The sequence below is a fragment of the Massilia phyllostachyos genome, assembly GCF_021044825.1.
Classification (GTDB): Bacteria; Pseudomonadota; Gammaproteobacteria; order Burkholderiales; family Burkholderiaceae_D; genus Telluria; species Telluria phyllostachyos.
In genome coordinates this window covers 323,948-339,554 of sequence record NZ_JAJNOC010000004.1, presented here as the reverse complement: position 1 = coordinate 339,554, position 15,607 = coordinate 323,948, and the positions used below count along the sequence as shown (strand labels likewise).

Annotated in this window: 12 protein-coding genes, 1 tRNA gene and 1 pseudogene; 6 read left to right on the top strand and 8 right to left on the bottom strand. The window is 62.3% G+C overall.

Annotated elements, in window-relative coordinates; genetic code table 11:
• Nucleotides 1-5: 5 nt before the first annotated feature.
• Entirely contained in the window at nucleotides 6-1,025 is a 1,020-nt protein-coding gene (gene waaF / locus LQ564_RS14705) for a lipopolysaccharide heptosyltransferase II (RefSeq protein WP_269143545.1), read from the bottom strand.
• Nucleotides 1,026-1,084: 59 nt separating this feature from the next.
• Nucleotides 1,085-2,698, bottom strand: coding sequence for an ABC-F family ATP-binding cassette domain-containing protein (locus LQ564_RS14700; RefSeq protein WP_231058843.1), 1,614 nt, complete (start codon nucleotides 2,696-2,698; stop codon nucleotides 1,085-1,087).
• Between the two features lie 299 nt (nucleotides 2,699-2,997).
• Here LQ564_RS14700 and LQ564_RS14695 point away from each other — a divergent pair, with 299 nt between their 5' ends.
• Together LQ564_RS14695 and LQ564_RS26025 are read left to right on the top strand one after the other, a co-directional pair.
• Nucleotides 2,998-3,588 (top strand): PEP-CTERM sorting domain-containing protein, encoded by a 591-nt coding sequence (locus tag LQ564_RS14695; RefSeq protein WP_231058842.1) that lies wholly within the window; start codon nucleotides 2,998-3,000, stop codon nucleotides 3,586-3,588.
• Between the two features lie 39 nt (nucleotides 3,589-3,627).
• A pseudogene (locus LQ564_RS26025) lies at nucleotides 3,628-4,305 on the top strand (TMEM175 family protein).
• 73 nt (nucleotides 4,306-4,378) lie between these two features.
• Here the strand turns inward: LQ564_RS26025 and LQ564_RS14690 are convergent.
• The 3 genes from LQ564_RS14690 to LQ564_RS14680 all read right to left on the bottom strand — a co-directional run bounded on the left by LQ564_RS14690 (nucleotide 4,379) and on the right by LQ564_RS14680 (nucleotide 6,888).
• Nucleotides 4,379-4,990 (bottom strand): Rv1289 family protein, encoded by a 612-nt coding sequence (locus LQ564_RS14690; RefSeq protein ID WP_231058841.1) that lies wholly within the window; start codon nucleotides 4,988-4,990, stop codon nucleotides 4,379-4,381.
• A gap of 1,406 nt (nucleotides 4,991-6,396) precedes the next feature.
• Nucleotides 6,397-6,487 (bottom strand) — tRNA-Ser (locus LQ564_RS14685).
• A gap of 77 nt (nucleotides 6,488-6,564) precedes the next feature.
• Nucleotides 6,565-6,888 (bottom strand): helix-turn-helix domain-containing protein, encoded by a 324-nt coding sequence (locus LQ564_RS14680; RefSeq protein ID WP_231058840.1) that lies wholly within the window; start codon nucleotides 6,886-6,888, stop codon nucleotides 6,565-6,567.
• An 83-nt stretch (nucleotides 6,889-6,971) separates the two neighbouring features.
• On the opposite strand from LQ564_RS14680, the gene LQ564_RS14675 reads away from it, so the two are divergent.
• Together LQ564_RS14675 and LQ564_RS14670 are read left to right on the top strand one after the other, a co-directional pair.
• A complete protein-coding gene (locus LQ564_RS14675; RefSeq protein WP_231058839.1) occupies nucleotides 6,972-7,337 on the top strand; it encodes a VOC family protein in 366 nt (121 codons plus the stop codon).
• A 146-nt stretch (nucleotides 7,338-7,483) separates the two neighbouring features.
• Nucleotides 7,484-10,159, top strand: coding sequence for a polysaccharide deacetylase family protein (locus LQ564_RS14670; RefSeq protein WP_231058838.1), 2,676 nt, complete (start codon nucleotides 7,484-7,486; stop codon nucleotides 10,157-10,159).
• Between the two features lie 2 nt (nucleotides 10,160-10,161).
• On the opposite strand, the gene LQ564_RS14665 is transcribed toward LQ564_RS14670, so the two are convergent.
• Nucleotides 10,162-11,094 carry a lipase secretion chaperone gene (locus LQ564_RS14665; protein WP_231058837.1) on the bottom strand — a complete coding sequence of 311 codons (933 nt, stop codon included), beginning with the start codon at nucleotides 11,092-11,094 and terminating at the stop codon, nucleotides 10,162-10,164.
• Nucleotides 11,091-12,020, bottom strand: coding sequence for an esterase/lipase family protein (locus tag LQ564_RS14660; RefSeq protein WP_231058836.1), 930 nt, complete (start codon nucleotides 12,018-12,020; stop codon nucleotides 11,091-11,093). Before LQ564_RS14660 ends, LQ564_RS14665 begins: the two co-directional genes overlap by 4 nt.
• A 405-nt stretch (nucleotides 12,021-12,425) precedes the next feature.
• Here LQ564_RS14660 and LQ564_RS14655 point away from each other — a divergent pair, with 405 nt between their 5' ends.
• Complete coding sequence (locus tag LQ564_RS14655; protein ID WP_231058835.1) at nucleotides 12,426-12,746, top strand: KTSC domain-containing protein; 321 nt, start codon at nucleotides 12,426-12,428, stop codon at nucleotides 12,744-12,746.
• Nucleotides 12,747-12,798: 52 nt separating this feature from the next.
• Here the strand turns inward: LQ564_RS14655 and acs are convergent, their stop codons facing one another.
• On the bottom strand, nucleotides 12,799-14,793 hold the full coding sequence (gene acs, locus LQ564_RS14650; protein WP_231058834.1) for an acetate--CoA ligase: 1,995 nt from the start codon (nucleotides 14,791-14,793) through the stop codon (nucleotides 12,799-12,801).
• Between the two features lie 204 nt (nucleotides 14,794-14,997).
• Between acs and LQ564_RS14645 the strand changes: the two genes are divergently transcribed.
• Complete coding sequence (locus LQ564_RS14645) at nucleotides 14,998-15,600, top strand: TIGR00645 family protein (protein WP_231058833.1); 603 nt, start codon at nucleotides 14,998-15,000, stop codon at nucleotides 15,598-15,600.
• The last annotated feature ends 7 nt before the right edge of the window (nucleotides 15,601-15,607 follow it).

The following is a 15,607-nucleotide window of genomic DNA, read 5'->3' as shown; positions in this document are numbered from 1 at the left end:
TTCGTTCAGGCCGCGGCCAGCATCGGCTGCAGCGGTTGCCAGACGGCGTCCGGCGTAATCAGTTTCATGCAGTTCTGGTGGCCCAGTGGGCATTCGCGCTGCTGGCAAGGCGAGCACTCGATGTGCAGCCACAGGATCTTCGCCAGTTCGGACAGCGGCGGCGTATGGCGCGGATCGGTCGGGCCGTAGATCGCCACCACGGGGCGCTTCAAGGCGGCGCCGATGTGCATCAGGCCGGAATCGTTGGTGACCACGGCGGCGGCGCGCGAAATCAGGGCGATCGCTTCGCTCAGCGAGGTCGAGCCGGCGAGATTGTGCGCCTGCGGGACGATGGCGGTGATCTCGTCGCAGACGGCGCGGTCTTTCGGGGAGCCGAGCAGCAGGATCTGGGCATCTGGCCGGTTGGCGCGGATCGTCCGGGCCAGTTCGGCGAAATAGGATGCGGGCCAGCGCTTGGCGGGGCCGAACTCGGCGCCGGGGGCGAAGGCGACGTAGGTTCCGGCTGGCAGGTTCAGGCGGGCGATGGCGGCGTCGGCGTCCTTTGCGTCGGCGATCATCTCCGGCTCGGGGAGCTTGTCAAGCCGCGGCAGGTTGCGCACCGGCTGGTCGGCCAGCGCGGCATAGAACTGGGCCATCGGACGCGGCGCATCCTTCTCGTCGTGGTGCATCACGTTCACCAGGCCGTAGCGCATCTCGCCCTTGTAGCCGACGCGGCGCCTGATGCCGGCCAGCCAGGGGATCAGCGCGAATTTCAGCGTGTTCGGCAGCACGTAGGAGTCGGCATAGCCGCGCTTTTTGAGGATCTTCGCGTACGCCTTGCGCTCCTTCCACTGCAGCGAACCGTGCTTGAAGGGCGACTCGAGCACCGTGTCCACCTCGCGCATCGCACGCCAGACCGGCGCCACCCAGGTCGGGGCCAGCACGTCGATCGGGCGGTCGGGGTGCAGATCGCGCAGGCGGCGCAGCAGCGGCTGGGCCATCACGGCGTCGCCGATCCAGTTGGGGGAAATGACAAGGGTGCGCAACGTTGGTCCTTCAAAAAAGCGTGGCGGTGATCCGCGATTATATCAATGGCGGGCCCCGGTCAGCAGGCCTCCAGGCGCCAACCGCCCTCGCCTGCCGTCAATCGATGGGTCAGGTGCAGGCGGTCGAGGAAGACTTCATCGTGCGACACCACCACCAGCGCGCCAGTGTACTGGGCCAGCATCGACTCCAGCGCTTCGAGGGAGGCCAGGTCCAGGTGGTTGCCCGGCTCGTCCAGCAGGAGCAGACGCGCGGGCGGGTCGGCGTACAGCGCGCAGGCCAGCGCCGCCTTCAAACGTTCGCCGCCGCTCAGCAGACCAGTCGCCATGGTTGCCTTACGGGCGTCCAGGCCGATCTGGGCGAGGTAGGTGCGCAGTCGGTCGGGGGCGACGCTGCGGTTGGCGGCGATGAGCTGGTCGATGGCGCAGCGATCGGGGTCGAGGGTGGCGAGGCGCTGGTCGAGCCAGGCGCAGGCCGGGTCGCGCGTGACCCGTCCGGCCAGCGGGTCGATCTCGCCGGCGATGACTTTCAGGAGGGTCGACTTGCCGCTGCCGTTCGGGCCGGTGATGCCGATGCGCTGCTGGCCGGTGATGACCAGGTCGATGCGGCGCAGGACTGGCGGCACGAAAGGCAGCGCGACGTCTTCCAGCTGGACGACGCGGCGCTGGGCGGCGGCGCTCAGTTGCGGGCCTTGCAGGCGGATGGCCTGGTCCTCGCGCAGCTGCTCGGCGGCGTGCCGGACCTGCTCGCGGTGCTGCTGGCGGGTTTCGTCGATGCGCTGCTGCAGGCGTCCGCCGCTCGCTTCGCTGCGCTCCTTCTGGCGTCCCAGCAGGATCTTCGCCTGGTTGGCGGCCTTGCCTTCGCGTGCGCCTTGCGCCTGGCGGCGCTGCTGGCGTTCGCGCTGCTCGCGCATGGCGCGTTCCTCGCGCTGCAGGGTGTGTCGCGCGTGGTCGAGATCGCGCTGGGCGCTGTCCTGCTCCGCAGCGCGGGCGGCGGCATAAAAGCTGTAGTTGCCGCCGTAGCTGCGCAGGCCTTGCGAGGAGAGTTCGACGATGCGGTCCATTTGCTCGAGCAGGGTGCGGTCGTGGCTGACGACGATCAGGCCGCCCTTCCACTGCCTGAGCTGGTCCACCAGCGCCTGGCGCGATGGGCGGTCGAGGTGGTTGGTGGGCTCGTCGAGGATCAGGAAGTCGGCATTCGAGAGCATGGCGCCGAGCAGCGCCACGCGCATGGCTTCGCCGCCGCTGAGTTGCTGCGCGGGGGTGGCGGCGTCCAGGTGGCCGAGGCCAGCCTGCTCGAGCGCGTGCTGGAGGCGTGCGGGCAGGTCCCAGCGGTCGCCGACCAGGTCGAAATCCAGCGGGTCGATGCTGCCGGCATCGATGCGCTGCAGGGCGTCGAGCGTCGGCTTCAGGCGGGCGAGCGAGGCGACGGTTTCGCCGTGGAGGCGATCGACCTGCTGCGGCAGGTAGAACACGGGGCCGGAGCGGACGCAGCGGCCTGCACTCGCCTGCAGCTCGCCGGCCAGCAGGCGCGCGAGCACGCTCTTGCCGACGCCGTTACGGCCGACCAGGCCGGTGTGGCGGGAATCGAACTGCTCTGTGAGGCAGGACAGCAACGTGGTGCCGTCGGGAAGATCGAACGAGGCGCTGTCGAGCGCCAGGAATGGGTGCGTCATGGAACCTCCAAGGATGCCGGGTGCTCCCTGCTTTCGCGGGAAGATGGGAGAACTGGCCGTCAAGCAGACGGCGGCATCAATGGCGCATCGGACGAACCCCTTGGTGTGTGAATGATGTGGAATGATAGCAGGATGAGTCAGCAATGTCGTCGGGGCCGTAGCGCAGACTGTGTCAGGAATCTTTACAGCGACACCGAGACGGCAGAGGTTTCTGTTCAACATTGCCTGCAAAAACAGAGGCTTAGCCAGCCTGGTCTGTTAATTGCTTGTTTTCAAGTGTTACATCCCAGGAGTTCATCATGCGTTTCAAATCCCTGGTACTGGCCTCCGCCCTGTGCCTTGCCTCCCTCAGCAGCCAAGCAGGCGTGATCTACGAGTGGCGTCCGCTCAATGAAAAACTGCCCCAGCACGTCACCTTCCGAATGGAATTCACCACGGCAGCCGTCAACAGCGGCAAGCTGAATTTCAAGGTCCCGATGGGCGATTGGGAGGAGTCCTATCCGGACGCAGGCCTGCTGTCCATCTACTTCTCCACGCCGGGGGTCTCTCCGATTTCCTATAAACCGAGGGAAGAGCAATTCCGATACGGCCTGGGCTCGCTCGACCTGAACCTGACGTTCGGCAGCGATGGTTTCCTGAGCGGCCGCATCTATGCGAACGATGCCAACAGCCACTTCGGGATGAGCTCACAAGGCAGCCTGTTCACCATCCTGGACGCACGTAGCGATCAAGACATGGGCGGCGCCGGTTGCGGTGAGAACTGGGAAATCTGCAACGGCGCGACGGGTCAACTGCAGCGTGTGGATATTCCGGAACCAGGCTCTGTCGCGCTGTTGGGAATCGGCCTGTTGGCCGCAGCTGGTCTCCGGCGCAAGGTGTTGAAGAACTGATTATTTCTTGACGTTAAGCCGCAGCGAAGTGTTAGTATTTTGCAAGTTAACGCTCCGTTCACTTTCGCAGGATACTTATGCGCAGCGGCCCATTCGACCTATCCAGCCATCGGGCTTGACCCACTCATCGACGGAATCTTTGCCGTTGCGCTGACGGTGCTGGTGCTCGAGGTGAAAGTACCGGAATTGAAAAATCCTTCCAGCTCAAGCGAACTGCTTACTTCGATCGGCGCCGTCGGACCGCTAGTCATTGCCTAATTCGTCAGCTTTGCCTTGCTCGGGTTGTTCTGGGTCTGGCATCACGGCCTAAAGGACAAGGTCAAACGGATCGACGGTCCACTTTTATTCTGCACCCTGACTTTCCTGGCACTGGTGTGCTTTTTCCCGTTTGCGGCTGCGGTAATCGGGCGCTACATGATTCATGGGAATCTCGTCTGCCTGCTCGTCTATTTGCCGCTGGTCGGGTTAATTTTGCTGCTACAGCTGCTGTACTTCAGGATGGCAATGCGTCGCGGGCTTCTTCGAGACGAACTGTCTCGAGAGCAGATCATGACGACGCATCGTCGCAACCTGTATTCGCTTGCGATCTTCTTATTCACGTGTACACCGGCTGCGTTGATTCTAGGCGTTAGTGCAGCACTTGTCTGCTTGGTGTGTAGTGCATTTCTTGCATTCGCAGGAGTACGTAGTCAGAAGCCCAAGACTCAGGCAGCTTAAGACGAGAAGCGCGTATTCATGGGCAATCGAATATTCCACACGCTTTTCAATCCAGATTTTGCCTATGATTTGTCTATTTGGCCATATGGTTAGAAAAGTCAAGCTTGACGCGAATAAGCGAATCAAAGTCCATGATCTGTCTAGCACATTCTAACTTTCCCCACCAACGGTCAACCACATATGTGTTGATTGAATCGCGGTAATGATAAAGATTGCTCCCAATCTTTTGATCCTCGTTCACCGGAGCCAGCACGGCAGCCAAGCCCAGAGCATAAATGGCACTTTGCGGAACGGTCATTGCCCCCACTTCCAGGTCAATGACGAATTGCATCTGTCCTGGTGCAACTTGGACAGCGACTCCATACCCGTCTGGCAGTTCGGAGCCATGCGCTAAGTTACATCGGAACTTCTCATAGATGATATCTGCAAATGCAAGTCCCTCCACCCCCTTGTTGCTCTTGAATGGAAAGACTGTCTCTTGAAGATTTATCCCCCCGTGCATTAGCTCAATTACGTCTAAATACTCATTGATAAACCTACGAAAGCGCTTTCCGACTAGCGGCTCTCGTGGATACATCTTGCTCGCCGTGCCATCTATAGCAATGCACGCGGACAACATAGCCTGATCTAGATCGCCTCTGTCAGCTGCATCCAAAGACTGCTTTATATGCTCAGAAATTTTCACGTAAATTCCGATTCGGTAAGAGTGACATGAGGACTGTAGCTCATCTGAAATCTAAAATCATGTACCGTGACTCTTTCTTACCCGGGCTGAGGGTCAAGTCTGCCATTTGCCACATGCTCTGCCGTCGGGAGGGCAAGCTTAGGTGAAGAGGTAAGATGAAGTCCAAGCGTAGAATCACGTTCGCCCGCGGCTCGCTTTCTAGATCTAACCTACACGCACTGCGTGCCCTCGGCGGGCAAGGCTGCTGCACAGACGCAGCATATGGTGGTTCGGAGGGGGTGCTCGGGCAGGAGCGAGCTCTTCAAATCTGCTCTCGCAGAGCTCACAGGCACTCTGCCTCTCCGCCACAACATGCACAGTGCCAGGTCTGACATTCAGACACGAACGAGGCAGTTTCAACGCGTTCAGGCGCAGACCGTGAAAACATGCGGTGTCCAGATTACCCAGCTGCCTGCACCGCTGGCCATGGTCAAGCTATCTACCAGCTCTAACTTTCGCACCTACGTAAGTAGGCCGAATCGAAATGTTGACTTCAATCGTGCGGCATGCTCTTCATCCGAATTTGTGCACGCGGATAGGATCGCATCCAAATGAACTTTAACAATTTCAGTTTGGAGCATGGAAATGGATCACAAAGGCAAATTTCCTAGAGAGACAACTTCTACATCCGATAGTAGCACCCTACTTTACTCAGCTGTTCTACTCGATGGTGACTTGACGTTGCGCTTGCCATTACGCTACAACGGCGGAGACCTCGGCTAGGCAATCGAGGTAGACCATGGATCCATTTTAGTGATGACAGCGGCAAACGCTTCCTGACCCACTCTGTTGAATGGCTTCTTAAAATATCGAAAGTTTTGCCGAAGGGCGCTGTCGAGTTCAGCCACTAGCCTGTGCTGCTATTCATTACGGCCTCGATGCTTGCGCCCTGCTTGGCCCCAGTCAACTGTGTGATGTGCGCAAGTCGTCAGGCGAAATTATGCTTGCCAATGTATCTCATGAAGCAGCTTCGTGGGCTCGTGACGAATACATGAGTCGTCCAGAATGGAAAGACCATCTGCATGTTCGATTCCTCGGTTGCTTTGGGACATCTACAAGTGACAACCGCTACGATGGACCGCTAGTTCTGCTGCCACATAAATTAATGTTGCGGGGCAGTGTCAGCGTACCCGTACGATCGCATAGTGGCTGCTCTAGTATAAATTTAGAGGAAGCGCTGCTCCGGATTGGTCAGTTTAGCCATGCTCATCAGACAGAGATACTGATGGGACTAAGAAACCGCGACAGCAAGAAGCTACCTGCTCTCCAACATGTTCGACTACTGAGGACACGTCCAACCAAGATGCAGTGACTAGAGATAGGAGACGGAAATAAAAAAGCCCCTCAAGAGGGGCTTTCAAGTTTTCTGGCGGAGAGAGGGGGATTCGAACCCCCGATAGGCTATGAACCTATACACGCTTTCCAGGCGTGCGACTTAAACCACTCATCCATCTCTCCTGATGGGGTCTCGTGTGTCCACGAAGCCGCCTATTATAGCAAGTATTCTCTTCTGTACAAGACCGATCTCGCAAGCGTCATGCTGCAGCCTCGGTCCAGCGTCGTCGCCAGGGCCGCAGCACTTGCCGAACCGGATTCACCTGCGTGCCGACCTCATCCTCCCCAACCAGTCCGCGCCGCTTCAGGTGGCGCAGCGCAACCTGCACCGCCGACTTCGACAATCCCGTCTTGACCGCGATCGTCTGCAGGCTGGCCGGCACCTGGTCGCGCCCCAGGGCCTGGGCACTGTGCAGCAGGTAGAGATAGACGACGAACGCCGCCGGCCGGCGGTCGTGGCCGACCAGGTCGGGCATCAGGACCTCGAACACATAGGCGTCGAGCGAAGACTGGCGGGTAGTCATGGAAACTATAGTATTTAAAAGCACGTGGGTCGCGAGTCTGCCACGATAATGGCGGCCATGACAACCACGGCATCGAGCCATTCATGATCACCCAACTCAAATTCGTCAGCATCCCGGTCTCGGACCAGGATCGCGCCCTCGCCTTCTACACTCACAAGCTCGGCTTCGACATCTCCACCGACCAGCCCATGGGCCCGGGCAAGCGCTGGATCGAGCTGCGCATCGGCAGCGCCGGCACACGCGTGGTGCTGTTCGCGATGGATGGCCAGGAAGACCGAATCGGCACCTTCTTCAACGGCTCTTTCGCCTGCGACAATGTCGAAGCGACCTATCGCCAGCTGAGCCAGCGCGGCGTCGAGTTCATCGAGCCGCCGACGGCGCAGCCGTGGGGAACGTTCGCGAAGTTCCGCGACCCGGACGGGAATACCTTCGTGCTGTCGTCTTCCTGAGACAAAACGCTTACGCACCCAGCATAGAATGCCGCCTCCCGGGCGGCATTGTCGTTTTTGCCCGCGCACTTTGCGGTTTTTCACGAGCGTACCCGACACCGGAATGGTATCGTTGCCCGAATTTAACTCTTCCGTACCGCACCGCCGTGAAACGCAAAGCCCTGTATTACGTCGTCTTCGCTGTGGCCGCCGCCGGCGCCGCTGCCGGCAGCTGGGTCGTCAGCCTCAAGTCGCCCTCTTCCGCGCCTGCCCCTTCAAGCGCACCCGCCAACGCCGGCATGGACGTCAGCGCCATCTCGGCCGACATGAAGACCATGCTGGCGTCCTACCGCAAGATCATCGTGCTGACGCAGGACGAGGCGAGCTTGTCGACCAGCGAACGCGCCCAGGCCAACAGCGTCGGCCAGCAGCTCTTCCACGAGAATCAGGAACGCATCAACAAGGTCGACGCCGCCCTCGCCCAGCTGCTCGCCTCGAACAATCCCGCGCGTTTCGACGCCCTCGGCACCCTGATCGACTACGTCGAATCCGGCGATGGCCTCTACGATGCCGACCGCCTGGCCTTCCGCGAGCTGATGCAGTCGCTGCTGGCGCAGGTCGCGAAGGACTCTTCGCTGCCCGCGATCAAGCTGCACAAGCGCATCTCGGAAGACATCGACGCGCTGGCGGAGATCGAACGACACTATGAGAAGGAAATCCGCGCGGTGTTCGGGCGATTCGAATCGCGTTCGATCGAGCTCAAACGCGAGAAGTGGGACGCCTACGTCGCTTACCTGAAGACCCTGTACAAGCGCGAAACCATCCTCAAGGATTACGGCGTCATCGCCCCCTACCCGGCCAAGCCGGAACCGGCGGCGCCGTCGCAGGCGGGCACGGAAGACGGCGAGATCTTCGGCAAGGCGCTCCCGAAGAAAACCGTGGTGCTGACTTTCGACGACGGCCCGCACCGCCGCTACAGCGAGGAAATCGCGGCCATCCTCAAGCAGTACAACGCGCCGGCAATTTTCTTCAGCGTCGGCCGCAACATCGGTACGCTCGACGCCCAGGGCAAGGCCAAGCTGAACGGCGGCGCGGAGGTGATGCGCCGGCTGAAGCAATCGGGTTACGTGCTGGCCAATCACAGCTTCTCGCACGCGCAACTGTCCAAGCAGACCGGCGACGGCCTGAAGGCGGAGATCCTGAATACGGACGCCCTCCTGAAGGCGGTCGATCCGCAGCGCTCGCAGCTGTTCCGCTTCCCCTACGGCGCGCGCAACCGCGAAGGCATGCAGCTGCTGGAAGACGCGCACCTGCGCTCGGTGATGTGGAATATCGATTCGCTCGACTGGGCCGACCCGGTGCCCTCCTCCATCGCCGACCGCGTGCTGCGCTCCGTCGATAAGGAGGGCCGCGGCATCATCCTGTTCCACGACATCCACGAGCGCACCGTGAAGGCGCTGCCAGCCATCCTCGACCGCCTGGTGGCCGAGGGCTACCAGTTCGCCGGCTGGGATGGCGAATCGTTCAAAGTCTCCGGAGCAAGTGCGCCGGCGCCGGTGCAGCGTTCGGCGGCGACGGGTTACGCCAATTCCTGGGCCATCGTGGTCGGCATCGACAAGTACCAGAAATGGCCGCAGCTGCAGTACGCCGTGCGGGACGCTGAAGGTGTTGGACAGATGCTGGTGCAGAAATTCGGCTTCGCCCAGGAGCGCGTGATCACGCTCAAGAACGAGGCGGCGACCCGCAACGGCATCCTGGCCGCCTTCCACGACCGCCTTGCGCATGGCAACCTGCAGCCGAACGACCGCATCTTCGTGTTCTTCGCCGGCCATGGCGCGACGAGAAAACTCAGCTCGGGGCGCGACCTCGGCTACATCGTGCCGGTCGATGCCGACCCGAACAATCTGGCCACGGATGCGATTCCGATGACGGAGATTCAGAACATCGCGGAAAGCCTGCCGGCCAAGCATGCGCTGTTCGTGATGGACGCCTGCTATAGCGGCCTCGGTCTCACGCGCGGCGCGGCGAATGCGTCCTTCCTGCGCGACAACGCCAAGCGCCTGGGACGCCAGATGCTGACGGCGGGCGGCAGCGATCAATTGGTGTCGGATGGCGGGCCGAACGGGCACTCGGTGTTCACCTGGACCCTGCTGCAAGGTCTCGGCGGCAAGGCCGACCTGAACGGCGACAGCCTGATCACCGGCACCGAGCTGGCGGCGTATGTTGCGCCGGCGGTGTCGAGCGTGTCGCAGCAGACGCCGGCCTTCGGCAGCCTGCCGGGGTCGGAGGGCGGCGAGTTCGTGTTCGAACTGCCGGAGGAAAGCGAGTTCCTGAACACCAATACCGCGCAGCTGTCGAACGATGCGATCGCGCTGAATACCAAGCTCGACGCCCAGGCCTCGGCGCCGGCCGCGGCCGTGGTCGTCAAGGATTTGCAGGGTGGCGAAACCAAGCTGGTGGCGCCGGCTGCGGTGCCGGTATCAAACCGCCAGAAGGCGCAGCGGGCAAATGACCAGGGGCTGCTGCTCTACAAGGAGAAGCAGTATGCGCAGGCGGAGGCGCAGTTCACCGAGGCGCTCAAGCTGCGGCCGGATTTTGCACTGGCGGCCAACAACCTGGGCTTCGTGTTCTATAAACAGGAGAAGTACGCGGAGGCGGCGCGCTGGTTCGAGAATACGATCCGGATGGATCCTTCACGCGCGATCGCCTATATGAACCTCGGTGACGCCTATGCGCGGGCAGGCCAGGGCGACAAGGCCAAGGGGGCGTACAAGACCTACCTGGAGCTGGCGCCGAAAAGTCCGACTGCAGGCTACGCGCGGCAACAGATGGAGAAGCTGTAGCCTCACATCTGTCCCGACTCGTACACCGGCAGGCGCCGCTGCTCTTCCGCGCTGAACATACGGCTGCGCAGCGCGCTCACCGCCTGCTCGTTCAAGCCCTTGCGCTGGGCGAGGTAGGTCCCGATCCGCTGCTTCCACGCGGCTTCTTCGCGGTCCACCTCGGCCAGCCGGCCCGCCGCATCAGCCCCGAACGCCTCGGCGCGCACGCGGAAGATCTCCTCGTCCGACGCCCCTGCCGCGCGCATTCGCTCGGCTTCCTGCTGCAGGCGCCCGATGATCAATGGCGCCTCGCGCTCCTCGCGCAGCGCGGCCGGCATGCTGGCGTCCAGCGCGGCCAGGCGTTCCTCCGTTTGCTGTGGCGTCAGGGAATGGTCTTCGCGGATCCGCAGGCGCGCGAGGGCGTCAGCGTTGGCGGCATCTTCCTGGCCGAAGATCGCGGCGATCTCGGTTTTGGTGAAGAACTGCGCACGTACCCGGGACAGCGCCTCCAGCCGGCGCACCAGCGACGCGGCGTCCGGGCCGGCCAGTCCGGGCCCGGCTTCCAATGCGGCCAGCGCCCGCTTGTAGGACAGGTATCGCGCCAGCGCATGCTTGGCAGCGCCGGCCGCGGCCGGCCTCAGGGTACGGTCCAGTTCGCGCTCGATCCCGGCCTGCACCTCGCTCGGGGACTTTTCGCCGACCGTGCTCAGGTAATACTCGAACAGGGCGATCAGTTGCGCATCGACGACGATGCTGTCGTCGGGCGCGACGCGGATCGCGCCGTCCGGCCGCGTGCCCTCGAGCGAGGGCGCGAACGCTTTCGCGGGCGGCGCCACGGCGATTTCGACCGTGCCGGGCTCCGGCGCGGCGCCCTGCCCGAACGCCGCCATCCACAGTACCCCGGCGACCGCGGCCGTGAATGCCGTGCCGCCGATGAACGAGGCGCGCAGGCTCACAGGCCCATCTCGCGCAGGCGGTTGGCGTGCTGGCGGTACACCGTGAGCGGATTCGTTTCGAACAGGTTGACCAAGCCCGCCACCTGGTTGATTTCATCCATGTGGTTCATGCCGTAGTCGTCGCGGATCACGCGGCCGAGACGGCTCGAGCAGCTGCCCACCAGGCCGTCGTTCTTTTCGCCCTTGAAGGCCAGCGACGCCAGCTTCAGAGCGCCGTCGACCGGATCGAGCACGTTGGTCAGCGGCCGCGCGCCGCTCCAGGAGAAGTAATAGACGCCGTTGACCTGGTAATCGCCCTCGCCGCAGGCGGTGCCCGGCACGCCCTGAGGATGGGCGGCGTTGAACCTGGCGGCGCCTGCGGTGGTGATCGAGTCCAGTGCCGCCGCCGACATCTGGGCATTGCGGTCGCCGGACAGGAAGGCGATGGTCTTGGCCAGGCCGTCGACGACCGAGGTCAGCACCGTCTCGGAAAACGATCCCGGCGCGGCCGCACCGCGCATGATGTCGGCCGTCACCACGCCCTTGTTGGTGCCGCCGACGCTGGTCACGGACGCGACGAGTGCCGGCGCCACCGACGCCACGTAGCGCACGGTCGGCCCGCCATGGCTGTGGCCGATCAGGTTGACCTTCCTGGCGCCGGTCGCGGCCATGACCTGCTTGACGTAAGTGAGCAGTTGCTCGCCCCGCACTTCGGTACTGTTGGCAGCCGACACCTGGGCTACGTAGACCTGGGCGCCGTCGCGGCGCAAGGCGCCGGGGATGCCGAAGAAGTATTCATAGGGTCCGATCGAGTCCCAGCCAAGCATGCCGTGCACGAGGATGATCGGATACTTGGTTTGGGTGTATCCGGCGGCGGATGCGGATGCCGGGATGAGGGACAAGGCGAGCAGCAGCATACCTGCCCATCTGGCTAAGGACTTGATCATATCTCTCCTGTGTTATCGAATTTTTTCTCTGGTCGTACGGTTGAGTTCGCGTACGCAAAAATTATAAATTCAACAAGAAAAGATTGCCGCACGGGACGAGTTGGCTCGCTGAGAGAGCCGTTAAAAGCTTTTCTAGCCCCACCCTTCGAGTCGTCATGCGCGCCACGGGCGCCCATGACTCCCGGCGAAGGCCGGGATCCAATTCTGCGCGTAGCCAATAGCGTATAAATTTTTACTTACACGACTTCGGAAAAGAAATTAGGCTCCGGCCTTCGCCGGAGCGACGGTTTTGAGGGTGGCGGAGTAAAAGCGATTGGGTGACGCGGGCGGATCGGTGTGGAGCTTCACTGTCAACGCGTCGTTTGCGATATCGTTGATGAATCAGACACTGGACAGGAGAGCCCAATGGAAATCAAGAAAATCAACGCCGGCAAACTTCGCGCCATCGGCTACGCGCCGAAGGAGCGCGTGCTGCGCGTGGAGTTCGACGACGGCACCGCCATCGACTATGCCGGCGTCGGCAGCGACCTGTGGAAGCGCTTCTCCACCTCGGGCGCCGCCTGGAGTTTTTATCGGGACAATATCGAAGAGGAGTTTGCCGGCAAGCGCGGGCGCGCGGCGGTCGCCAGCCAGCGTGCGGAGCTGGACGCGCTGTTCGGCGGCGCCCCTGCGCCGAAGAAGGCGAATCCGCTGGACGACCTTTTCAAGCAACCCGGCGAAGAATAAAAAATGCCGCGCCGTCTGCACGGCGCGGCATCATCTTGACCTTGTCGAGGGGTCAGGCAGACTCTTTGAGCTGCTCCAGAATCGCCGGGTTTTCCAGCGTCGACACGTCCTGGGTGATGTTCTCGCCCTTGGCCAACACGCGCAGCAGGCGGCGCATGATCTTGCCGGAGCGGGTTTTCGGCAGGTTGTCGCCGAAGCGGATTTCCTTCGGCTTGGCGATCGGGCCGATTTCCTTGGCCACCCAGCTGCGCAGTTCGGTCGCCAGTTTCTTGGCGTCTTCGCCGCTCGGACGCGCCTGCTTCAGCACCACGAAGGCGCAGATCGCCTCGCCGGTGGTGTCGTCCGGCTTGCCGACCACCGCCGCTTCCGCGACCATCGGGTGCGCCACCAGCGCCGATTCGATCTCCATCGTGCCCATGCGGTGGCCCGAGACGTTCAGCACGTCGTCGATGCGACCGGTGATGGTGAAGTAGCCGGTGTCCTTGTTGCGCACGGCGCCGTCGCCGGCCAGGTAGTACTTGCCGCCCAGTTCATCCGGGAAGTAGCTGGTGCGGAAGCGGTCCGGGTTGTTCCAGATGGTGCGGATCATCGACGGCCATGGGCGTTTCACGACCAGGATGCCGCCCTGCCCGTTCGCCACGTCGGCGCCGGACTCGTCCACGATCGCCGCCATGATGCCCGGCAGCGGCAGCGTGCAGGAGCCCGGCACCAGCGGGGTCGCGCCCGGCAGCGGGGTGATCATGTGGCCGCCGGTCTCGGTCTGCCAGAAGGTGTCGACGATCGGGCAACGCTCCTGGCCGACGTTCTTGTAGTACCACATCCAGGCTTCCGGATTGATCGGCTCGCCGACCGAACCCAGCAGGCGCAGGCTCGACAGGTCGAAGCTCTTCGGGTGCACCTTCTCGTCCGCATCGGACGCCTTGATCAGCGAACGGATCGCGGTCGGCGCGGTGTAGAAGATCGAGACCTTGTGCTTGGCGATGGTTTCCCAGAAGCGGCCGGCGTGCGGGAAGGTCGGCACGCCCTCGAACACCACCTGGGTGACGCCGGCGGCGAGCGGGCCGTAGGCGATGTAGGTGTGGCCGGTGATCCAGCCGATGTCGGCGGTGCACCAGAACACATCGCTTGGCTTGATGTCGAAGGTCCACTTCATCGTCAGCGCGGCCCACAGCAGGTAGCCGCCGGTACTGTGCTGGACGCCCTTCGGCGTGCCGGTCGAGCCCGAGGTGTAGAGGATGAACAGCGGGTGCTCGGCGTCGACCCACTCCGGCTCGCATTCCTTCTCCTGGTTGTCGATCAGCTCGTGCAGCCAGATGTCGCGGCCTTCGGTGAAATTGATCGGGCCGCCGGTGCGCTGGTAGACGATGACGTCGCGGATGCTGTCGCAGCCGCCCAGCGCCAGCGCCTCGTCGACGATGGTTTTCAGCGGCAGCGACTTGCCGCCGCGGCGTTGCTCGTCGGCCGTGATGACGGCGACGGCGCCGGCGTCGATGATGCGCTCCTGCAGCGACTTCGCCGAGAAGCCGCCGAACACCACCGAGTGGGTGGCGCCGATGCGGGCGCAGGCCTGCATGGCGGCGACGCCTTCGATCGACATCGACATGTAGATGATGACGCGGTCGCCCTTCTTGATGCCGCGGCTTTTCAACCCGTTGGCGAACTGGCAGACGCGGGCATGCAGCTCGCGGTAGGTCGCCTTGGTCACGGTGCCGTCGTCCGCCTCGAAGATGATGGCGGTCTTGTCGGCGTTGCCGTTCGTGAGGTTGCGGTCGAGGCTGTTGTAGGACGCATTCAGCTGGCCGTCGGCGAACCATTTGTAGAACGGGGCGTTCGATTCGTCGAGGGTGCTGGTGAACGGCTTGTGCCAGTCGATGTTTTCGCGCGCCAGTCGCGCCCAGAAGCCTTCGTAGTCGGTGGCGGCTTCCGCGCACAGTTTTTCGTAGGCTTCCATGCCGGAGATCGCGGCCGTCCCGGCGAACTCGGCGGACGGTGGGAACACGCGGTTTTCCTGCAGCGTGAATTCTTGGGTGCTCTCGTTCTCGGCCATGCTTGTCTCCATAGTAGTAAGTTTTACCGGACACCTTAGGGGCGCTCGCTTACTGAGCCCTTACATGGCTTTTCTCATACGCCCGCTGGTCGAATAGCATTCTACCAACCTTGCCGCAAAGCGGAGAGGAACCGGCAAAAGACGTGCTGTCGGGTGTAGAATGCTCGGCTGTAATTTATCCAGCATCCAGGAGTCCGCATCTCGATGGCGCAGTTAATTCCCCCGAACGAAGCTAAGAAACTCAGTCCCCTGAACAACCTGATCTTCGCCAGCCGCTGGCTGCAGCTGCCGCTGTATCTCGGCCTGATCCTGGCGCAGTGCGTCTACGTGTTCCATTTCTGGGTCGAGCTCAAGGACCTGATCGGCGCGGCGATGGGCAATGCGGCGTCGCTGCAGCACATCCTTGACGTCGTCACCGTGCCTGGCGCGCCGCGCCCTACCAAGCTGACTGAAACCACCATCATGCTGGTCGTGCTGGGCCTGATCGACGTGGTCATGATCTCGAACCTCCTGATCATGGTCATCGTCGGCGGCTACGAGACCTTCGTCTCGCGCATGCACCTCGAAGGCCACCCGGACCAGCCCGAATGGCTGTCCCACGTGAACGCTTCGGTACTCAAGACGAAACTGGCGATGGCGATTATCGGCATCTCGTCGATCCACCTGCTGAAGACCTTCATCAACGCAGCGGCGTACACCGAGAAGACCCTGATGTTCCAGACCATCATCCATCTCGCTTTCCTGCTCTCGGCCATGGCCATTGCCTATACCGACCGCATCGTCATGACCACGCATTCGAAACATTAAACACACC